The 20,549-nt window shown below is 52.6% G+C and carries 25 protein-coding genes; 13 read left to right on the top strand and 12 right to left on the bottom strand.

Translation table 11 applies throughout. The features are described from left to right. Nucleotides 1-486: 486 nt before the first annotated feature. Complete coding sequence (ddfA, locus tag LIW51_RS21995; RefSeq protein WP_227377190.1) at nt 487-786, top strand: DdfA family disk-determining factor; 300 nt, start codon at nt 487-489, stop codon at nt 784-786. Between the two features lie 27 nt (nt 787-813). Here the strand turns inward: ddfA and LIW51_RS21990 are convergent, their stop codons facing one another. Both LIW51_RS21990 and LIW51_RS21985 read right to left on the bottom strand, forming a co-directional pair. Next, nucleotides 814-1,812: a HalOD1 output domain-containing protein gene (locus LIW51_RS21990; RefSeq protein ID WP_227377189.1), complete on the bottom strand. Its 999-nt coding sequence runs from the start codon at nt 1,810-1,812 to the stop codon at nt 814-816. A gap of 270 nt (nt 1,813-2,082) precedes the next feature. Continuing rightward, complete coding sequence (locus tag LIW51_RS21985; protein WP_227377188.1) at nt 2,083-2,397, bottom strand: DUF7344 domain-containing protein; 315 nt, start codon at nt 2,395-2,397, stop codon at nt 2,083-2,085. 158 nt (nt 2,398-2,555) lie between these two features. Between LIW51_RS21985 and LIW51_RS21980 the strand changes: the two genes are divergently transcribed. After that, the gene (locus LIW51_RS21980; protein WP_227377185.1) at nt 2,556-3,047 is read left to right on the top strand and encodes an Lrp/AsnC family transcriptional regulator; all 492 of its coding nucleotides are present in this window, start codon (nt 2,556-2,558) and stop codon (nt 3,045-3,047) included. Nucleotides 3,048-3,215: 168 nt separating this feature from the next. Continuing rightward, nucleotides 3,216-3,593, top strand: coding sequence for a DUF7344 domain-containing protein (locus LIW51_RS21975; RefSeq protein WP_227377183.1), 378 nt, complete (start codon nt 3,216-3,218; stop codon nt 3,591-3,593). Nucleotides 3,594-3,723: 130 nt separating this feature from the next. Here the strand turns inward: LIW51_RS21975 and LIW51_RS39385 are convergent, their stop codons facing one another. Both LIW51_RS39385 and LIW51_RS21965 read right to left on the bottom strand, forming a co-directional pair. Next, nucleotides 3,724-3,987, bottom strand: coding sequence for a HalOD1 output domain-containing protein (locus LIW51_RS39385; protein WP_227377181.1), 264 nt, complete (start codon nt 3,985-3,987; stop codon nt 3,724-3,726). A gap of 477 nt (nt 3,988-4,464) precedes the next feature. After that, complete coding sequence (locus LIW51_RS21965; protein ID WP_227377180.1) at nt 4,465-4,947, bottom strand: Lrp/AsnC family transcriptional regulator; 483 nt, start codon at nt 4,945-4,947, stop codon at nt 4,465-4,467. A gap of 155 nt (nt 4,948-5,102) precedes the next feature. Here LIW51_RS21965 and LIW51_RS21960 point away from each other — a divergent pair, with 155 nt between their 5' ends. The 3 genes from LIW51_RS21960 (at nt 5,103) to LIW51_RS21950 (ending at nt 8,997) form a co-directional block, all read left to right on the top strand. Continuing rightward, nucleotides 5,103-6,083 (top strand): DMT family transporter, encoded by a 981-nt coding sequence (locus tag LIW51_RS21960; RefSeq protein ID WP_227377178.1) that lies wholly within the window; start codon nt 5,103-5,105, stop codon nt 6,081-6,083. Then, nucleotides 6,083-6,721: a trimeric intracellular cation channel family protein gene (locus tag LIW51_RS21955; RefSeq protein WP_227377177.1), complete on the top strand. Its 639-nt coding sequence runs from the start codon at nt 6,083-6,085 to the stop codon at nt 6,719-6,721. The genes LIW51_RS21960 and LIW51_RS21955 overlap by 1 nt, the downstream gene beginning before the upstream one ends. 2,024 nt (nt 6,722-8,745) lie before the next feature. Beyond that, nucleotides 8,746-8,997, top strand: a complete 252-nt coding sequence (locus LIW51_RS21950; protein WP_227377175.1) for a hypothetical protein — start codon at nt 8,746-8,748, stop codon at nt 8,995-8,997. On the opposite strand, the gene LIW51_RS21945 is transcribed toward LIW51_RS21950, so the two are convergent. The 3 genes from LIW51_RS21945 to LIW51_RS21935 all read right to left on the bottom strand — a co-directional run bounded on the left by LIW51_RS21945 (nt 8,992) and on the right by LIW51_RS21935 (nt 10,803). Continuing rightward, a complete protein-coding gene (locus tag LIW51_RS21945; RefSeq protein ID WP_227377173.1) occupies nt 8,992-9,579 on the bottom strand; it encodes a hypothetical protein in 588 nt (195 codons plus the stop codon). The two genes, LIW51_RS21950 and LIW51_RS21945, sit on opposite strands and share 6 nt — an antisense overlap. Nucleotides 9,580-10,116: 537 nt before the next feature. Further along, complete coding sequence (locus tag LIW51_RS21940) at nt 10,117-10,308, bottom strand: hypothetical protein (protein WP_227377171.1); 192 nt, start codon at nt 10,306-10,308, stop codon at nt 10,117-10,119. Nucleotides 10,309-10,476: 168 nt separating this feature from the next. After that, nucleotides 10,477-10,803, bottom strand: coding sequence for a DUF7344 domain-containing protein (locus tag LIW51_RS21935; RefSeq protein ID WP_227377169.1), 327 nt, complete (start codon nt 10,801-10,803; stop codon nt 10,477-10,479). Nucleotides 10,804-11,092: 289 nt separating this feature from the next. Between LIW51_RS21935 and LIW51_RS21930 the strand changes: the two genes are divergently transcribed. Further along, entirely contained in the window at nt 11,093-12,376 is a 1,284-nt protein-coding gene (locus LIW51_RS21930; RefSeq protein ID WP_227377167.1) for a DUF7504 family protein, read from the top strand. 98 nt (nt 12,377-12,474) lie between these two features. Further along, entirely contained in the window at nt 12,475-12,702 is a 228-nt protein-coding gene (locus LIW51_RS21925; RefSeq protein WP_227377165.1) for a hypothetical protein, read from the top strand. A gap of 133 nt (nt 12,703-12,835) precedes the next feature. Here LIW51_RS21925 and LIW51_RS40015 read toward each other — a convergent pair whose 3' ends face one another. The 4 genes from LIW51_RS40015 to LIW51_RS21910 all read right to left on the bottom strand — a co-directional run bounded on the left by LIW51_RS40015 (nt 12,836) and on the right by LIW51_RS21910 (nt 17,260). Further along, nucleotides 12,836-12,985, bottom strand: a complete 150-nt coding sequence (locus LIW51_RS40015) for a hypothetical protein (RefSeq protein ID WP_438267409.1) — start codon at nt 12,983-12,985, stop codon at nt 12,836-12,838. 772 nt (nt 12,986-13,757) lie between these two features. Beyond that, on the bottom strand, nt 13,758-14,807 hold the full coding sequence (locus tag LIW51_RS21920) for a DUF7972 family membrane protein (RefSeq protein ID WP_227377163.1): 1,050 nt from the start codon (nt 14,805-14,807) through the stop codon (nt 13,758-13,760). Between the two features lie 764 nt (nt 14,808-15,571). Then, on the bottom strand, nt 15,572-16,861 hold the full coding sequence (locus LIW51_RS21915) for an FAD-dependent monooxygenase (RefSeq protein ID WP_227377161.1): 1,290 nt from the start codon (nt 16,859-16,861) through the stop codon (nt 15,572-15,574). 42 nt (nt 16,862-16,903) lie between these two features. Continuing rightward, a complete protein-coding gene (locus tag LIW51_RS21910; protein ID WP_227377158.1) occupies nt 16,904-17,260 on the bottom strand; it encodes a winged helix-turn-helix transcriptional regulator in 357 nt (118 codons plus the stop codon). Nucleotides 17,261-17,413: 153 nt separating this feature from the next. On the opposite strand from LIW51_RS21910, the gene LIW51_RS21905 reads away from it, so the two are divergent. The 5 genes from LIW51_RS21905 to LIW51_RS21885 all read left to right on the top strand — a co-directional run bounded on the left by LIW51_RS21905 (nt 17,414) and on the right by LIW51_RS21885 (nt 20,117). After that, entirely contained in the window at nt 17,414-17,821 is a 408-nt protein-coding gene (locus LIW51_RS21905) for a DoxX family protein (RefSeq protein ID WP_227377156.1), read from the top strand. Nucleotides 17,822-17,906: 85 nt separating this feature from the next. Beyond that, the gene (locus tag LIW51_RS21900; protein ID WP_227377155.1) at nt 17,907-18,374 is read left to right on the top strand and encodes a DUF6789 family protein; all 468 of its coding nucleotides are present in this window, start codon (nt 17,907-17,909) and stop codon (nt 18,372-18,374) included. 82 nt (nt 18,375-18,456) lie between these two features. Beyond that, a complete protein-coding gene (locus tag LIW51_RS21895; protein ID WP_227377153.1) occupies nt 18,457-18,705 on the top strand; it encodes an Rdx family protein in 249 nt (82 codons plus the stop codon). A gap of 17 nt (nt 18,706-18,722) precedes the next feature. Further along, entirely contained in the window at nt 18,723-18,914 is a 192-nt protein-coding gene (locus tag LIW51_RS21890) for a thioredoxin domain-containing protein (RefSeq protein ID WP_227377152.1), read from the top strand. A gap of 279 nt (nt 18,915-19,193) precedes the next feature. After that, complete coding sequence (locus LIW51_RS21885; protein WP_227377150.1) at nt 19,194-20,117, top strand: bile acid:sodium symporter family protein; 924 nt, start codon at nt 19,194-19,196, stop codon at nt 20,115-20,117. A gap of 6 nt (nt 20,118-20,123) precedes the next feature. Here the strand turns inward: LIW51_RS21885 and LIW51_RS21880 are convergent, their stop codons facing one another. Further along, complete coding sequence (locus LIW51_RS21880; RefSeq protein WP_227377149.1) at nt 20,124-20,402, bottom strand: winged helix-turn-helix transcriptional regulator; 279 nt, start codon at nt 20,400-20,402, stop codon at nt 20,124-20,126. Nucleotides 20,403-20,549 lie beyond the last annotated feature (147 nt).

Here is a 20,549-nt window from a genome sequence, read left to right as displayed (position 1 = left end):
AAACGGGAGTCGGCATATCGACCGGCGACGAACAGAGGGACAAGTGCTCAAATCAGTGCAACAGCTTGGCAAGGAGTATTTTTGACCGGGTTCATCCGCGCTATCGATAGGTGTTCGATGTCGAATAAGGGCGCTAAACGTCGTTACATTCGACGATCGGATTCGGCTGTTCCGAACAATCGGGCAAAAATCAGTCTGGTTGCTGTGATTTCGGCTCGTTTCCTGATGACTGATTGGTTCTATAACCGATGTAGAACGTGCGACGGCAGTGAGATGATTTTCTCGATTCTATCGATTTGAGACGGTTTACTGCCGGTTGAGAGTATTAGCGGCAGTGGATATCACCTAGTATTTCCGGTTAAACCGATTAGCATGTGCTCCGTTAGCCGAGAATGCTGAATTTCCGATTCAGAAGTCAGATGCAAATCTCTTGTTTCCCATATTCTCACAGAATGTTTTTGATGACCGCTCTCAAAGTGCTCACGCATGAGTGATGAGGATTCGCCGAGCTCTGCTGGGGTGCCACGCGAAGCAATTCAAAACCAGTATGAGTGGTCAGCAATCAAACCGAGCACCGCTGTCGTCGAAACCGTTGCCCAGGCAGCGAACTGCGACCATCAGGAGCTCAGTCCACTCTACGAGTGGATTGATCCCGAAGCCTTAGATGCGATTATTGCACCACCACTGGCACGGACCACCCATACGACTACGTCGATCTCCTTCACCTACACTGACTACTCCGTCACTGTCCACAGCACTGGCGCCGTTCACGTTGCTCCCGCCTAAGAACTCTCGCTGCTGTCGCACCGAGGACTAATCGTCCGCAGTCGTATCGGGATCTTGTCGCGGTGGCAAGCCCGTCGCCATCAATCGCCGGGCGATCACTACAATCCCATTGTCGAACCCTTTCCCAAACACGGCCTTTTCCGTCTCAACCCCACCAGTGGCCGTCTCGTGCACTGAGCTCACAAGAATTGTGTTCTTATCGATTAACAGTAACCGACTGATCGTCGTATCGTCGTTGGCATCAAGGGGCGAACTGTGCAACCACTCCAGCCCCGAGACGAACACTTCTGCATCGGGCAGTGCCTTTGCAACCTGCTCTCGAACGTCTTCAGTTTGCACGCCAATCAGAACATCAAGACCGGTGTCCAGCGCTTCTTGGAGCTGTTCGAGTAACTCCTCGGTAACGATCTCGTCACGACCGATAATGAGCACGATCTCTCGTCCGGCGGCATCGATGAGTTGTTGAGTACGATTCGTAATCGGGGTTGTTCCCGAGAGCGCCCACACTTCGTGTGTAATTTCCTCATCGCCACCGTTCGATTCTGCCGGCTCGATCGCAGTAAGAGCCTCGACGAGTGTGTCCGTGCGCGATTCGTATTCTTGGCGCAGTGTCTTGGCGGCCTCCTCGATCGGCACAGCCCGGAACTGCTGGGGATTCGAATGCTGGATCTCGACGAGGCCCTTGGTTTCTAACACCCGAATCGCATCATAGACGCGTGTTCGCGGTACGTCGGAGGATTCGCTGATCTCTTTTCTGACGTGGTACGCGTCGTAATCGAACACAACACGGCCGTCGGTGTCACGCGGTGTATCATTGGGCCGTGGCCCGAACAGTGCATCAAGGGCCTCCGGATCGATGAACTCCGCGAGGAGTGCCAACTCGGCGGGATCGGCGTCATTGAGTGTCGCGACAGCTTTGATGAGTTCTTCGCTGACGCTGTCCGTGAGCGGATCAAACTCCGTCTGATAGGTGTCATCGTCCGACTCATCACGATTCTCATCGTTGGGGGGTGTATGATTCGTCATGGTGTCAAAGAGAAGTGAAAACAGTGTGATGCGCCCCACACGCGTCATGTGAAACAGCTAGAGTAGACCTGAAAGGTTCGCTTCCGCCACAAATGGAAACAGACACACAGTGCGTTCTTACTTCTTCGTCGTAGAAAGAGTACGTGCCAGCCACATATATCTCTAGCTACGAACCGAGCACTGAAAGCTATGAAATGCTGCCGATTCCCGGCCTGATTTCGGGGAGTCGTTGACCACCGACTGCCACTGATCTCGTCCCGATATACTGCCTTAGTCAGGGACACCACCATCAGGAAGCACATCTTGATTCTCACTCAGAACGGTAAGCAATGGCTCTATCTCGTCGAACCGAGGCCCCTTCGTCACGCGGTGTGCGTCTTGATCCCAGTCGATAAAGCCGTGATCCGCTAATTTGGGGAGATGGACGTGCTGCATTGCGATCGTTTGATCTCGGTCTCCCCCGTCCGCTGCCAAAGCTCGGGATGGAGCGGGACGAGCGGGTTGGGGAGTCCGTTGTGCTAAGGCGACTAGGAGCCGTCGTCTGTGGCGATTCGAGAGTACTGAAAGCTGCTCATCAAGCGTCATAGGTACTTAAATCCCAACGCACTGTACATGGTTAAGCAACCCTCATTTTTCGGTTTAGTCATTGTTTGAGGAAGTGAGTGAATCACTTGAACGGGGTTGGTTGGAGGTTCACTCAGTTTCTCACAGACTATTTACGCCCACTCCACCTGTTATCGCGTATGAGCCGAGGACTCGACAACGTTGATCAGGGTATTTTGTATCATCTCCAGCGAGACGCACGGAATACAACCACGGAAGAGATTGCCGAAACAGTCGGTGTCTCCGCGAGCACTGTCCGGAACCGGATTTCGCAACTCGAAGAAGACGGCATTATCAAGGGCTATCATCCCGAGATCGACTATGAAGCCGCCAACCTTCCGCTCCGCGTACTGTTCGTGTGTACCGCGCCAGCAACCAAACAAGCCGAATTTGTCCAGAAGATGCTTGCTGTGCAGGGCGTGGTCGATGTGCGTGAGATGCTTGTCGGAAAACGGAACATCTACGTGGAAGTGGTTGGGACGAGTAGCCAAGATATCACACGCATCACGGACACGCTGCACGACTCAGGCCTCACGATTGAGAGTTCCGAGATCATGCGCGAGCGGCATATCCAGCCGTTCGACCATTTCCACTTCAGTGAGGAAACGGCAGAGGAGCGGCGTGAGAGCTGAGTTTCAACTCTTCCAATTGCGTATTTCACAATTTTGAAGACGAACGGTGCTGGAATCACACAGTGACTCTGTCACAGAACGATAATTCGCGTCTCTCTGTGTGCATTCCACAATCTATAAATATAATTATACAAAATGACTATATGTGAAGCCAATCGAGGTGCGAGTATGCACGAGGAGAGATACCAGATTGGCGATCGTGGCACCACAACAGGACAGATATCCCTGTTATATAAGCTCCTCGCCGATCACCGGCGTCGAGTTCTCCTCCAGTGTCTTCGCGACACAGAGGCTCCCATGCCTATCTCTACGTTAGTGACGGAGGTGACACAGAGTGACGACCGCTACCCGTCGACTGGAACCACGGACACAGAGATTGCATTGCATCACATTCATCTTCCGAAACTCGCAGAGACAGGGATAATAGAGTATGATCAGTCCGCCCAGCAAGCCACCTATACTGCCCCATCACAGGTTGACGTGCTACTCGACCAGATGCTGGTGACGGCTGGGCCCACGGAGCAGGAGACGTCTCAGTTGGAGTAGCGGCTGTTGGTACCAGTTTGCCGATCTTCTATACCCCATCATCTTACTGCTTGGCGTGCTGTACCGTCTGATTGAAGAGCAATGGCTTCTAGAATTCGGTACTTCTGGTTTGACTGATGATAGCGATGTCCTATGAATCCAGGTCGGACACAGTAACAGTTCGATCAGAATGAATCGTGACGTGATAGCTAATATATTCGAAGCTCACTTCTGGCGAGCTGTGCTGATAGAGAGTTTCGAGTGCATCAGGATTGATAGCCTCATAAAGAGGAGTCGCAGGCTTCGTGTCGTTGATTTCGGTCACTGCCGTTACCACGGCAGCGGTGATCGACTCGGTGTCTGAAGAGGCGGTGCGTATCGGTGGCTCTGGGTGCGAAGGTGACGAGCTGGGCATATCCTCTGATGAGAGATAGTGTGTTAATAGTTTTTAGGAGACAGATGGTAACATATACCAGGACTCTTCAAGCAGTCTGGATCGACCGAATACACCGTCTTCTCGATAACCACCTCGCCCGTACCTACCAACCCAGTAGCACATCACCTCCCTACAAACTCTCGCACCTTGTGGACAATCGGCCAGCTGAAACAGTACCTCACCCGGTGTGAACCACCCCGTCTTTCAAGTGAATCCCAGCAGTGCGGACAGTCGGCTTCTGCCATCTGGAAAGTCCACTGTTACCACACCACATTTCCGTTGTAATCTCGAACAATCATCCCACTCAGCACGGCAGACAGTTCCCTTTTCGCAGCGTGAACAATTCCACGGAAACACACCGAATTTCGGGAGTATCTGGTACTGTGAACATGCGCTAAGACGGAGCAGACCGTCCGTCGTCTCATCCCTAATGAGTAGAATCAATAGACCACTCGGCTACTCCACGATCTCCTCAACGAGAGTTTCCTCGGCATACTGCTGGAGTGGATAATGGCTGTCGAGTTCACGCTCAATAACGAACATGGAATCAGTTCGAGCAACTTCGTCAAGTTCTTCGAAGTCAGAGATAAGCCGCTCAACACTGTCACTATTGGGGAGCCGAGCTAATGCAATGAAGTCTGTGCCCCCCATCGTGAAGAAGACCTTTGTAACCCTCTCAATGCCAGCAATAACCTGACCACTCTCAGAATGGGATTGATTGTCTTTCGTGAACACTTGTACAAGAATTGTTACCTCTAGTCCGAATTCGTCGAGATCAAGATCCAATCGATCGTTTGTGATGACGCCAGCGTCTCGGAGCTTGTTGAGGCGATAGTGGATCGTCGACAGCGGGATCCCCGTCGCTTCGCTCACCGATTCGGTACTCGTGGTCTCAAGTTCTTCGAGCGATTTCAGGATTTGAATGTCCTTCTCGTCCATAGCGTGTTGATAACTCACATTCGTAGCAGCTTCAAACTTTATCAGATTTCTCGCAGCTATTTCGAAGCTACTCCAGAGACTCCGAAATCCGCTCGGAGAACTGCCGTATTCGTCCTATTATTGCCAATCCAGCGAATACCAACAGACAACACAATATGAAAGCGACAAGCAAACAACGATTTCACATCCCTGCAAGTCTCGCCATCATTGGACTGAGCTTTCTCTGGGGAGCGGGCTTCCCAGCAATCGATATTGTAGTGACACAGCTACCGCCACTGGGTGCAGCGGGTATTCGTTACGCTGTTTCCGGTTGTATTGTCCTCGGGTACGCACAAATGGTGACAGATCGGCTACTTCCAAAGACCATTCGTGAACTACGGAGTATCGGTATCGTTGGCGGGTTCATGTTTGGTAGCTATCAAGCGGGGTTATATCTGGGTACACTGTACATTTCGGGAGCGATTGCGTCTGTCGTTACCACAATGTCACCAGTCGTAGCAGCCCTCGTCGCAGTCCCAATCCTCGGTGAATCACGAGGCCTCCTTGACGGTATCGGGTTCTGTCTTGGTCTAAGTGGTGTCTTGATCCTCTCACAACCCTCAGTTAGTACTGCATCTCTTTCGTCGACAGCTCTCGGCGTTGGATTGGTTTTCCTGGGAACGATACTGTTCGCAGTTGGTTCTGTTATATTCCAGTTGTTTGATGAAGATGAAGAACTAACAGCGGAAGTCCTCCAAGGATGGGCGATGCTAGTTGGGGCGGCACTATTGTTCTGCGGAGGTATTCTTCGCGGTGAATCGATTCCGAACGTCCAGTCTCTCTCCCCAATCGCGCTCGCCTCGTTGCTATATATTACACTAATCGCCGGTGCTGGTGGCTACCTCCTGTACTTCCGGTTGGTGCGGCAGGTTGGAGCGACAGAAACAACACTTGTGGCGTATTTGGAACCAGTTGCAGCGACACTCGTATCAGTTCTGCTCCTCAACCAGACGATTGATACGACGACCATTATTGGATTCCTTGCCGTCGCGACGGGGTTTACACTCGTTAGTCGAGACACGATGCGCCGAGCAATAGCTCGGTTCCAAACGACAGATTCAACCACAAGCTCTGCGCATCGAACCGGTAATAGCTGATGCTAAATAACCCGCTATTCTGGGTTGCAAATGCTATTGGATTGGTCGCCTTCGCGCTCGTTGGTGCCAGTAAGGCCATTCGAGAAGGCTTCGACCCGTTTGGTGTTACTGTTGTTGGGCTCGTGACTGCGTTCGGTGGGGGAACAACGCGGGATCTCCTTGTAATGCGAATCCCGCTCTCACTTCAGACATTCTCTAATATTGGGTTTGGGGTGATAGGGGTAATTCTAGCGGTTGCTCTCTCAACTTTCCTTCAGGATCCTGACCAGCATCCGTTCTCCCTCACTGCCGACGCGATTGGACTCGGTGCGTTCGCGACAACGGGTGCAATCGTCGCGACTACTGTTGGAGTATCTCCATTTGGGGTGGTCGCTCTTGCGACGATAAATGCTGTCGGTGGCGGTGCATTCGCTGATATTCTGCTAGACCGTCCCCCGTTTATTCTGCTACAAGATTTCTATGCGAGCTGTGCGGTGTTTGGGGGATGTACTTATTGGTTAATTTTAATGAGTTTTGGGGCAGGAGCTCTCGCGGCCAGTGGGTGTGCAGTGATGACTGTCGGTACGAGACTTATTGCGGTCCGATATGGGTGGGAGCTTCCAAATATTCGGAATTACACGGTTGAAAATGCTCGCTAAATAATGCAGGTGTAAGCCAGGAAATCCCCGCGAAGCCAGTACTACAGTCATACTTCGTGCGTCCTCCTACATTCTAACCTTCCACGTGCCTGCAGAAGTCTAGACTGGCGCTCTTAAAGCAGAGTGAAGACTGTCGGTTAATCCGAGTCAGTTGAGTCGCCAATCATCGTTCTATTATGAATGTGATTGGTAAACAGTGTCTTTTTGAGTACCTTCGATCAGCCTTACCGATCAAAGGAATGACTGGTAGGAATCCAACCAAACACGAAGGCAGAGAGTATGTCATTCACAGTGATCTCTCGCCATCTACCGCCGCAACAGGAAGCCGGGCAGAGTTAGGTTCGGTGGATACTGTTCTATGGCACCCGGCTGAGAATTGAGCGACTAGAAGCACGCCGAACGCTCCGCAACGGACCGCCTCGCCCAAATGGACCACTGCTGACACCGGTGGGAAAGTCAGGCTGCTGTAGCCGGTGGACAGTCCATTTTCCCGTAGTCAGAGGACACTAGATTTCCGTAGTAATCTGGCTGCTTGCAGGCGTTTCACCGTCTCTCGTGCCCATCACGCTCTCTAGTGACGGTCCCACTGCAACGGAGCTCGTTACTAGCAGTCCCCCTGTGCTGTCGCGGTAGTGCCGGCGCACATGGCAGTCTGTCGCTCGTGGACAGTCCCACGTGTTGGAGCCTTGGTTGTCGATGTTGCTCTCACTGAAACTGTGGTGTATTGCACAGACTGGCACCCCAGTAGTGCGCTCGGGGTCGGCACCCAGATCATGCCGTCACACGGCACCCAGTCAGTGCGTGCTGGCGTTGGCACCCGGCCACTGCATCACGCTGTTAGTGGAGGTGTGTCGCTCGTCGGCGCCCCTTTCTTCGTGTGCATGGACTGGCACCCCCCATACTGGCCGTTCTGCGTCCTCGGGTCCTGTTCCGCCAGAGGTGGACTGTCCGGCGTCATCACGCCTGGTGACTATCCGGTGTGGTCGCATCATCACGCTTTCCGTGGTTCGTCACTCGGTGTCCGGGGTCTTGCTGCTCGTGATGGTTCTCAGGAAATCTGGTGTGGTTTCACTCACGTTGTCAGCTGTCCCATTGTTGGCCGTGCTGCTCAGGCCGTGATACACTGCTTCTCGCTTGCCGTGGTTGCTACGGTCTTCGTGCTGTCCTGGACGCCAGCGCTCTCGTTTCTGTTCACCGCCTCACCTCGGTTCGCACTCGTCCTCTCTACTGTTGTCCTGTCTTCGGTCGGCGCACTTGTTGTTTGCTCCGCTAGTCGCGCTGCTGGACAGTCCCCCTTCTCATCTCTCTGTTTCTTTCCCCTGGGTCCGGCATGGCCTGACTGTCCCACGCACTTACTCCACTCCCTTCTCTCCTCGTGTTCTAGGGTGGACTGTCTCCACTGCTCGCTAGCTGCCTGCTGACGGGCTGTTCGCTCGTCGGTTTCTCGCCTGCGATGTGCTTGTTGGGGTGCCCTGTTCACGTCACTTCATCTAGCCTCAATTTCGTGATAGGTTTGGGAGCCCCTCGCTGCTGTTGCACTCGCCACTCAATCTATGGCGCCCGCCTAGATTTTCACTTTGTTCGGGGGGCGTATTCGCCCCGCGTTGTGTCGCGCACTCTCTTTTCCAGTTTCTGATAGAACTGTGGATTTCCTCTCTGGCGTTATTTTTGGTGTTGTTTACCGCTTCATGCACAGCTATCGGGGTTTCTCGATATAGCTGTATAGTGCCCTGATATTGAAGCCGTACTACCTCAATAGTGCTGGGTGCAGGTATACTATGAACTCTGATAACTCCACACCAACCCCCGATGAAATGCGAGACAAACTCGGTGACCAACGCCGGAAAATGCTTGCTACACTCAACCGGGCCGACGAAGGCACATTGGATACGTCAACACTTCGATAACGTGCCGACGTTCCCACCGGAAGTATCGACCATCATCTCAAGTTGCTCACCCGCTGGAATCTCATTGAGCAACAACCGGATCGCATGTACACTGGGCAAGGTGGCTCACGTGCTCGCGTGTGGCAGCTCACCGACGACGGAGTGGCGTTTATCGAAGAGCATGACGACGTGCTCTCGCCGCCAGAAACCGCGCAGACCGCCACACGAGTAACGATGCTTGAAAATCGGATCGAAGACCTCAAAACAGAAACCCGCCAGCGGCGGCAGATTATCATCGACATCTTAGAAGTTATCACCGATGCACAGGACGACAAGACGCAAGAACAAGTCGGACAAATCCTCGTAGAGGCCGACACAAAGCTATCATAGCACGCCAAACCCACTTTCCGACTCGGTACTCTCCTCCTCATCCGTGTTCGTATCGCTTTCGCTGCTCACGTTCTCGACAGTCGGCGCTGCGCTTCCCTCTCGTTCGGTGCTCACATCGTTTCTGCTGTCCGTCTCACGCTCGTCTCTCACGCCGTCTGTGACTGAGTCATCGGTATTCTCGCCATTCGATTTCGGCTGATAACCGGATACATCGTCTACCAGATCCGTCAGCGGCGTCTGTGTCTCGCCTTCGTACAACCGGATATCCATCGGCGTCTGCGTCTCCGGCGGGACGACGATCACATTCCATTCCACCGCATCGAGGTCGCCGTCCATTTCGTACTCGGGGATCACCGGCGGCTTCACGTTCCGATCGCCCCTGCTCGGGTAGGCACTCGCGTCGGTGAAGATGTCGGCTGCTGTCTCGAAGTGGGCATGAACGGTGCCGTCACTGTCGCGGAGCACATACAAGTCAGTGAGAAGGTCTGCTGCCTCATGAGCTCGGTCATACATGAGTTCTTGATCGAATAATGGGAGATCATTTGTCCAAAATGATTCCCAATCGATAGTGCGGTCGTACATGTCTGTCAATCCTTTCTTTCGATGTATTCTCAATTAATACTATCTCTATCGATGGAAAGAACGAGGGTAGTTACGGACGGTCAATGCCAGGCGCCATCTCCCAGACACGGTCCGTCGCGACGTACTCGCCGTCCTCATACTTCGACCGCATTTAGAGGAAACGATTCACAATCGACTCAACCCGGCTCTTGATTCCGCTTTCGCCTCCGACGTTCCCATCATGATCAATAGTATGCTCGACCCCGAACTTCTCGACCTGTAGCTCCTGTGCGTCTGTATCGTACGCTACGGAAAACTCATTCTGCTCAAGTCGCTCGATAATTGGCGCGAATTGCTCCGGTGGTTCTGCTTGCTGCTCGAGTGACTCTGCATCTTCTCGCGTTTTGCTTTCACTCTCGTCAGTGGGTGCAAGCCGGGGTTAGGGAAAGCCGTAGCGACGCACACTCTGCTCGCGGACGCCCTCAAATACGGTGTTTGGTTCGGCATCCCTCCACCCTTCCCACGCCGCATCCAAATCGGTCTCGAACGCAACGGCCACTAATGGGTGTCCGCTGGATACTCTGGATTCATCTCCGCTGTGGTCATTGGACCTTCGCTGGTCTGGAACTCCCAATCGGCTATCGTCTGCTCCGATGGTTTTGCGATGACAACCCCCACGTTTGGATCATCGTCTTCGGTGTCAATCACGCGGTCGCCGACTGACAGCCGTGTCATGTCTGATTCACTCATAGGTGCGAGTAGCAGTTGGCGGTCGATAAAACAGTGGGGCGCATGGGTTAGTATAGGATGGGAAACTGCGCCCTTTAGAGAGCATGTCCACGATATCCTTGGGTTTGACCTTACACACGAGTTTCTACCTGTGGCACGCCAACGAGCGCCGCAGGCATCATGTTTGTCTTACTCACCCTGGGCGGTCACCTTGAGGAAGGCTTCACCCACCGTGCTCTCCCGATACCGAATTGTCTGATGCCGTGTGTCGTACTCGATGAGGCGGTGATCAGCGAGAGCCGGGAGATGCTGATGTACTAGGACAATCTGTGCCTGGTAGTGCGACCTGATCGCCTCCACGTTGTTCTGAACGTAGCCAGCTAGCTCGTCGAGTATAGCAATGTCCGTGTCCTTCGTTCGAAGATATGAGAGCACTGTGCGACGACACGGGTCTGTGAGTACTTTCATGAGCGCGTCGACCGGGATGTCGTGCGTGGTGTGCTTACAAAGTGTCATTTTTTCTCCCTTCAGTGTGGCGAATCTCACTGGAACATCACCAATGGGTGTCCACGAGTATCGTCCAGCCGAAATCCACACCAGTGGATATCCACAGTCGTGCTATCGTCTTAGTCTCTCTAACCAGATGGTCAAAACACCACATGTTCTGCTCTCACCTGATTTTATAGTGCTTTCTTCGGAATAATTGATCAAAGTAGCTACTGCGATCGTTTCTCTATTCACTACATTGTATGGGGACACACGTGCCAACGGAGTTTTTACGCTTCGAAGGGAAGGTAATACACCAATGACCAGTGAGCAGCACCAGCTTCAAGACCTCTTTCAACCAGATCAGTGCCATCAGGCCTCCATCGACGAGAACGGCCACAAGACGCTAAGTATGCGCCTAAGTGAAACGATGGCAACTGTACTTGATAAAGATCCACGTGAAATCCCACCCCTCTACGGGGTCATCGACCCAGACGCACTCGGTGACGTCTTTCACCCTCTCTCGAGGGATACTCAATGGGCACAGCACTCGCCCGCTGAGATCGTGTTTTCATGGTGTGACCACGCTGTCCGTGTACAACAAACAGGTGAAATTAGTATCACGAATCAACCCGTCATTCCTCAGATCGGTGCGGGTGTCGCCTCGTCTGCTATGCTCTCTGCTGAAGCACTATCTGACTCAGATGGGGTCGCTCATGAGTATGCTGCAGCCGAGGATGTAGGAACAGAAGTTGTCCTGGCTGTTGCCGATGAAGTCGGGGTTGAACCGCGTGCATTGCGGGAACAACTATCGGATCACATCAATCCGGACGCGCTCACCAACTTGTTCCGTCCGAAAGTCGACGGAACGCCACGACCTGGGGGCTATGCCTCGTTCGCATTCCAAGGGTATTTTGTCACAGTCTCAAGCGACGGGACAATCACACTGCAGTCAGAACTAGCCCAGCTGAAACAAGATGGTGGGAATGTCCTCGTGGTTGGAGACGTCCCTGATGACGTCTTCACCACTGCACGCTCATTCCTCAGTGGAGAGCCAAAGCCGACCCAATACGATCTGTTTGCGTTACTTGACCGCTCGCCAGCGGCACTCCAGCAGCACGCAACACCAGGACAGCCTACCCCGAGCACCGGTGAAATTCTTGATTGTCAAATACCAGTGAGATCGGCGGGGGTGAGTGAGTATCCTTCAGAGCAACAGGCCCAAAATACCCAGATTACTCAGATTGCAGGGGATCTGTCCGACCTTCGAGTAGCACTGATTCAGGCACTCGCAAGATACGAGCATGACACAGAAGATTCTGATGTGGCTGATCTCCGGCTCTACATTGATTCGCTTCGGCCGATTCTTGATGACGCTAACATCGACGTTGCCACGTTTTTGCGTCCAATCCAGCAAGCTGTGAGCGCCGTGGGTGCAGTTGGCTATTATCTTCTCTCGGGTGATCGAAATGCGCCGTGGATCCGAGAGCTTGAAGCAGACTTTGATGCCGTGATCGAACTTCGCATTGGTACGTCCGGCCCTGAGCAACGATGGAGTCTTCGCTACACCGGCTATACAACGCGGTGGTTCTCACTCAATTAGCAATAATATTTAAATTATTAGCAACAATACGGGTGAGTTCAACGCGAGTTTGAAAAGCGGTGCTGATTTTTACATAGAGGGCCAAATTTCAGTTGACGATGAAATTGACGATCAAGTTGCAGGATGGACATGAGTTAGAATTGACGGATGTCGGCGTTGAAACGTATGACCAGACCAATACGATCGCACTAAGCGTCAATGCACTCATCAAAGATCTTGATGACGAAACACTCGACGCATTCGAAGGACGAAAACTCCACCCACTTACTCTCATCTTTGGCACTGAAGAAGAACTCCCGACTACGGAGGAAGACGACGAGACCTAGAAATCTGTAACCCATATTCTGAGGGCGGAAACGGCCTACGGAAGGTGCAAACTTCACCAAGGCCATGTGAGCCATTCTTCACCGTCACATATCACTCAAAGATACACCCTCAGAACCAGATAGAAGATTCCGGTTAGGTACGCTCGTAGGAAGCAGCGAGTGCAAGAATCGCTTCAAGCCGTGTTCCACCTCGGTAGCGAACGGTCTCATTTCGAGCGTCATACTCAAGCACATTGTGATCCGCAAGTTTCAGGAGATGCTGATGGTGTAACCGGAGACAGATGCGATTTTCTGAGGGCTCTTAATCAAGCGAGTTCTGAAGATGTGAGACAGCGATGAATCCAGTGAGTGCACACGCGTCTAATGGACGAAACTCGGCTGGACTCGATTTATGGATTGACGGCCAGAATGGGGTGATTCGCGTTCCTGAGTCCGGATCGCTTACGTTCGAGCCAGGTGAGAAATATCGGGATTGTGAGCGCCTGACAAACTGGAGTGAGACTCCTGGGAAGTGTCTCTGTCTCTCGATCCACACGCACAAAACAACAGAAGGAGCACAGAACCCGGAGACGGAATTGAATCGCAATCTAGCTAATGGCGGAGAATTCGATGACCACCTCTCGATTCGCGTCTGGCTCACCCAGAGCGGAGAAGTCATCGGCTATTTCTTTGGTGGAACCAATTCGTATCTCCCCTATTCGGGAGCCGCACACCGCCCTCCGACGTGTCTCTCGCTCCCCACGTCATTGACGCGAACGAATGCACCTCGCACCAGCTTTTGTTTCGAGTTGTGCTACCCGACTGTCGTCCGGGATACACTCGGAGACACGCTTGCGTTTGATCTCGAACTCACACGATACCCGCCGTTCTTGTACGCACACCCGGAGTGGGTCGTGACTTCCGATAGCCTAAACGAGCAACCACCATGTGATTCAGTAGTGAACGAGAAGTACGTACCACATTTCGCGAAAATTTTTCTGCTATATCTGTTGTCCCTCTATCTTGGATATTGTTGGTTCCTACCGTCTGAAATGTGGCTTCTGGTCCTCTCTGGATCATTCGGTATTATCGTACGACACTTCGAACGGCCCCTCACTAGGATCCTTTTCGGGAAGAATTGGCCCGATTGCAGCTGACCGTCGAGTTAGTGTTGTTGTTCGAAGGATATAGGCAGCGAGTAAGACAAGTGGGACAAATACAAGGGTTGCAAGGAATGACGTTACATATGGGAGGTACAGAATATTGATCGTTGCACCACCGAAATCACCATAGAGAATTGTGATAAGCACCGCAGCAAGCACTGCTGGTATACCGTAGTAGATCGTCAGTTGTGAGAACCGCGTGAGCTCTTGTTGGAGATATATCGTCTTGAAGTGCTCCTGTGCAACGCTAAATAACTGGAGTAGTTCGACCAAATCATCGAACTTCTGTATAGTTCCGTCCGAGAGCGAGGGAGCGCCATTGCGGAGATGTTTTGCTGCATAGAGCTGCCAGACATTATCGTACCTGATCGCAGTTGAGATCGTATCGAACGCGGTTTCTCCGGTCTGATCCAGTGACTCGTCGATCTGCTCTGTGCTAGCTGCAACGCCATTAGCGAACCGAACTGCCTGTGTTTGATACTCTTCATCATCATGGTCGTCCAAAGCGGTGGCAAGGGCATTGGCACGGTGTTGAATAGCCGTGGCAAGCAATGTGAGAAGTCGGGAAGGGGCGGCTGGAGCCGCTGGTACACCAGACGTCTCCTCGATATCTTGACGGAATTCTCTAACACCGTCCAGACGATCGCGGAAATCGCCAGCTGGGGAGAACTCTTGGGAAAGAATGAGTTGGTTGACCGAGACGACGAGGGTAACTAGTGAGAAGGTGCCAGCAATCATTCCACTCGCCATTCGTGTGACTGAATCTTCATTTGTGAATGCGATTACACCAAAGCGAGAGAGGATGAGTAATAGCACGAAAATCAGTGTAGAGCCACCGATCGTGATGATCAGCCGATTTCCCTCGACCAGTATCCAGTCTATAATTCGATTGCGTGATCCCGGTCGTTGAGCGACATCTGTGCTGGTTGACTCTGTCGTGCTATCGCTTTCAGTAGAACGCATGGCACGAAACTAGTGCGACGGGACAAAGAGCGTTGGCATAGAACACAAGAAAAAGTCTTGATCGATTATTACTCCTCTTCTTGAGTCTGGTATCTCAAAGAAAAACGCAGTAGTCCACTGTTGAAAAGTCATATTGAAATGTATGCCGCCCCTCTATTCGCAGTATGATGACTAACAGTGTACCAGGGGGCAAGTCACGGGTGAAAGTTCGCTCGCAACAGTTTTCCCGGCGGCACTTTCTGTCCTTCATTGGTAGTGGATCAACAATCGTTCTTAGTGGTTGTACAAGCACGAATGACGAGCCACAGTATACGCGTGCTGACGTTAACAATACCACTGGCAAACCACGAACGGCGAACGAGATGGTCGCAGCAGAAGCGGTCGCCCGGTCAAAAGATATTGTATGTGGTAGTCGACGGTGCAAAGCGCTCGCGTGAGCGAGTGATGTTGGCAAGTGAGGAGCTGGACGAGTATGATATTGGGTTTTATCGAGAGGTATTGGTTCGTGCGGCAGCGAGTATGTTATCGCCGCTTGGGTGGCGTGAGCCGGACATTGAGGAGGAGTTAGGACAGTATACCGAGTCCAGTTTGGCGTCATTCGGTTGACGATGACTATGGTTCCAACGAGAGAGTGGTACCAGGACATCGGCAGAAGTGAAACGAACGAGAGAAACCACGGTTGATTCGAGGAAGATCCATCGTTTGCTGCTTTGGAGGTATAACGACTGTCGGGATACCTCCGTCGTGGGCAGTGTTGATAGTCTTCACTTCTCTTGAGAGACGTCCATCAAATAGCTCGTATCGACATCGACCGGCGCTGGACCCCACATGAATGTGTCTCGTGCCTGTTTTGGGAGCGGAGTACGAGAGATTCCCCAGAAGAGTGACCGCAGTAGCGGGCGTTTCATCCCATCTGGGACGACATCGCCGTATTTGACGAACGTAGAGAACGGTCGCTCGGCTCGTCGTTGGAATCTCACAACCTCTTTGACTGCCGGTCGCCGAATGGATTCATACCGCCTGAGCGTTTCCGCCGGGATCAATCCCGTAGTCTGATTCAGTGCAGTCATGATCACCGAATGGGCGACCACTACATCCTGGATCGCCATTCCATTCCCTTGGCCACCCACGGGGGACGCAACGTGGGCAGCATCACCGACGAGCAACAGTCCATTTTGTCTCCATTCATGGCTGATACCTGGTTCGATGTGCAACAGCGAACACTGCTGGAAATCAGTGAGATACTCCGGAAGGATAGTGGCAAGACTCGGATCGATGGCGACGAGTTGCTCGTGTAACTGTCCGATACCTTGTTCTTTTACTTGCGGGTACGATCCCTTTTCGATGGGCCAGCCCAATTGTGCCTCGTCCCTCCCAAGCCCGAAGGAGAGCAGTGCACCGGAGGTGCCGACTTTCGCCAACACCGGGTCCTCAATAACCGTTGCAGGGAGTTTGAACCAGAGTAGTTCGAGGGTGGACTCGAACAGTCCGGGATCGATACCAGCCGCCTTCCGAACCGTCGAATATCGGCCGTCAGCACCAACAACGAGACGGTTGCGAATTGTAATGGATTCGTCGTGTTCCCGGTCGGTGGCTTCGACACCGATGACTTGATTCCCTTCACAGAGCAGATCCGTTGCTGCCGTTCCATTACGGTAGGAAAACGAGTCGAACTGTGACGCTGCATCGATAAGTACCTGAAGCAACGGTGGCTGCTCCATTAACAAGGCGTAATTGTACGGACCAGGCGCTGCCTCGAGGGACATAATCGGATAGGATCGATCATAGACGTCAACTGCGATATCGCGAACCTTCGTGTGTTCCAGCGTGAGAACCCGATCCAACACGCCCATTTGGTCGAACACGCGCAGTATCAACGGTTGGAACAGAAAGCCGCGGAACTCACGTTCGAGACTCTGCTGCCGTTCGAGCAGGACAGTCTCGACCCCACTTCGCGCCAGCAGATAGCCGAGAACACAGCCGGCAGGCCCGGCTCCAACGATGACGACGTCCGTTTCGATGGTTGTTTCGTTAGTCGGGGATGTCTTGCTCATCGGAATGATCTCCTTTGTACGGTCTTTTTGGAAGAGTCACATTTACTGATCTTCGAGATAGCGTTCCCCCCACGCGTCCATCGCAGTGATTATCGGTTCGAGCGACGCTCCTTGCTCGGTGAGCGAGTACTCGACACGGAACGGTTTCTCGCTCACGATGGCGCGATTCACCAGTCCATTATCTTCTAAATCCTCAAGGCTGCTCGAGAGCACCGTACTGGAGATCACGTCGATCTCCGCCTTGAGAACGTTGAATCCGAGCGGCCCATGTTCGAGTAGTCGATGGACGATAACAGGATGCCACTTTTTCCCGATGAGATGGGCTGTGCACGTGACGGTACACCATTCGTCGTCGGCACACCACGAAGCAACACATCCTTCTTGTTTTGTGTTACTCATTCGTCCCTGTCGGTAGCAAGTGAAGCGTGATTAGTGTAGTGCTATTAGACAATCATTCCACAGTTACTATTAGTTCCTAAGGGAGTTAGCAAACACAACTTCATTCGTTTGCCCTTCGCTTATGCTTATTTCGGATCTTTATGACTACCTACTATGGTCGAACGACGTGTTGATAGCATTCGGTCACTCCATCAGTTGGCTCCCGCCTGGGTTCTCACCACACTCCGTCTTGTTCTCGCCGCTCTAGTTGCGAAACCAGCACTGAGTAAATTCGTTACTTACAGTAATTCAGTCGCGTTTTTCGATGCTTACGGAATTCCGATGCCAGCAGTGATGGTCATCGTGGCAGGGTTGCTCGAAATCGCAGCGGTCGTGATGCTCCTGTTCGGAATTGGTGATCGAATCGCGGCTGTGTTGTTGCTCCCCGTGATGCTCGTTGCGATCCTGTACGTTGGCCCGGATTGGAAGAATCTCATTGTCCTTGTTGGATCCATCGTAATTCTCGTATTAGGAGCCGGTTCGTACTCGCTTTGGCAACCAACTGATCTACTCCTCGGTTAGTGTATCCTAACCTCGTCCGTTTCGGCTCAGTCCGTTAGCTGAGGCTTGTCCTAGGCTTATTTGGTTTCTCTCGGTTTCTCTGAACGTGACCCAACAGAGATTGACACATGGCTTCGGCTATGGAATTGGTGCGACGATTCTAATGTCACTCTTTATGTTAGTGGCAACGGTGACTGGGGCGTCTCCGATGCCAGAACCAATCCCAAAAGCAGTAGTTGCCACTCTCTTCGGGAGTGGTCTTCCGAAACCAGTGCTACTGGTGCTGGTGGTCGGGCTCCATCTCGGATACGGTGGTTTCTTTGGTGCTGTTCTTGCACGGGTTACTCAGCCGGTAACGATTTGGAAGGGGCTTGGCCTCGGCGTCGTACTCTGGGCAGTGATGCAACTCACGTTCCTTCCGTTCCTCGGCTGGGGAGTGTTTGGAATTGCAATTACCCCTAAAATTGCAGTTGCCACGCTCGTTCTTCACGTAGTGTACGGCGGTTTGCTTGGCTGGGCACTGGATCGGGATGCAGTGATACAGACCAGAGAGTCACCGACTGCCGCCGATTGAGTAACAAGCAGTTAGTTCGCGCTAACTAGGTCAGAATACCTTGTCCTAGCTTTACAGCGGTGTCAACCCAAGAATGAGAGTGATGACCGCAATCGAAATCGAATACTGTGTCCCATGTGGGTTGCTCGACCGAGCGATTGCGACCCAAACCAGACTCTTGGACGAATTCGGCCAGCATCTGGATGGTGTAACGCTCATTCCAGGTCATGGTGGTGTATTCATCGTGACGGTCGATGAGGAGACGATTTGGGATAAAATCGTTCACGGTGCTGAGGTGGATATGGACCTGATTGTAAAAGCGGTTGACGACCACATCTCGGTTGAAGCCTAACTCTCGCCTGATCACCGATGCTCGAACTCTATCAAGCGAAAGACTGCGGGTACTCACAGAAGGTTCGCGAATCCCTCACTGACCTCGGCGTCTTGTATGTTATCCACAATCCGCGTACTGCTGCGGGCGAAATACGCAATGAACAGACACACAACGAACTCCAAACACTCGGTGGAAAGGATCAAATCCTGTTTCTCGTTGATCACTAGCGTGGTGTGACAATGTACGAGAGCGACGATATCATCGACTACCTCGAAACACACTACCAGTGACGATTGTCCGGAACGCAGATTTCACTATGGTCACTCCAATTGTGATCCCTGACGAGTGGCAACAGAGGACTTCCAGCAATGGAATATCGCATACTCAATGGTGACTTTGAGGAGTACGGTACGATGCCAAGATGACTCGGCCACGATGGGCACGCCGATTCGAACGCGCACAGAATACCAACTCACAAACCGTGTGTAGACAAACTACCCTCATTGATGGTTCATAGCACCCTCCCTCGAATCGCGGCCCTCGTTGATGACTATCTGTTGATTTGGGTGCTTCTCTCGGTTGGCATCGGGTTCGCTCTTCCATCAATAGCTGTTCTCACACCACTATCAACGCTGATTCTCGCGGTCATGATCGGTTCAGTCTCACTGACGCTTGCACCCGACCGATTCCGAGAGCTTCGTAGACAAACGCTCGTTACGATTCTCATCGTCCAGACCGGGATGCCGCTGCTTGCATTCGGTATCGCTCAGGGGCTTGGTTTGTCACCCGCACTCACGGCCGGGTTCGTTGTGTTGGGTGCAGTGACGCCCGAACTCGTCACGCCAACAATGACCGAACTGAGCGGGGGTGATACCGTACTTGCGACGGTTGTCCTTCTTGTGGTTGGATTTGGGACGTTGATGCTCGTCCCTGGAGTTGTCACGCTCTTCTTGGGTGGGTCCGTTGCAGTCGATCCAACAATTATCATCACACAACTGACACTCGCCGTTGTGCTTCCAATGAGTCTCGCCGTCGCAGCTCGCTCTCAGTGGCCTGATCGCATTGGAGCGCATGACGAGATTTATTCGTCGATAGCGGGCCTGATGGTGATTCTCATTATCGGCATCGTCACTGCCGCCAACGCATCGCTCGTTCGCGATAGCGGCACGGTATTACTTCTCGTGATAGTCGGTGCACTTGTCCTCAATAGTGGTGGCTACGTAGCCGGATGGCTCGTCAGCCGGAAGTTCACTCGGGGTGAGCGTATCGCCGCGACCCTCTCGGTTGGCATGCGTGACTTCGCCGTTGCCGCCGCCCTACTCGTTGGTGCTGGTTTTCCGACGTCAGCAACACTTCCAGCGGTCGTCTTCGGCATTGTCGAAATGACCACGAGTGCAGGCCTTGCGAAGTGGTTTCGTCGGCAGTCCTGAGTGCTATTACTGTTCTTCGTGTTCTTCGACCCATTCGAGAAGGGGTTCGAGTCGGTGACAGAGTTGCTCACCCTTTTCCGTCAGTTTATACTCCACGCGAGGAGGGATTTCTGCATACTGTTCTCGAGAGAGGTATCCCGCCTCGGCTAGGTCCTCGAGTCGTGACGACAGCGTTGAGCTACTCGCGTCCCCGAACGTGTCTTCGATTTCGTTGTATCTGACTGGCCCAATCGCGCCAACGACACAGATTAACTGCATCGCGTAGCGGCGACTGAGTAGCTCCATGACACCGCCTATGGGACAGTAACAGGTGGCTGTGTCACCAGTCGAATCTGCTGTTTTAGCGGGTCTTTCCGGATTGTTCGTCATAGCTGTTGTTCACCGCAGTTCGTTCGATACTTCGGACTTAACAGTATAATAACTTTGACTCTC

It is taken from the genome of Haladaptatus halobius (assembly GCF_020618475.1).
Classification (GTDB): Archaea; Halobacteriota; Halobacteria; order Halobacteriales; family Haladaptataceae; genus Haladaptatus; species Haladaptatus halobius.
The sequence above is the reverse complement of the archived record's forward strand: the minus strand, read 5'-3'. Positions and strand labels throughout refer to the sequence as shown.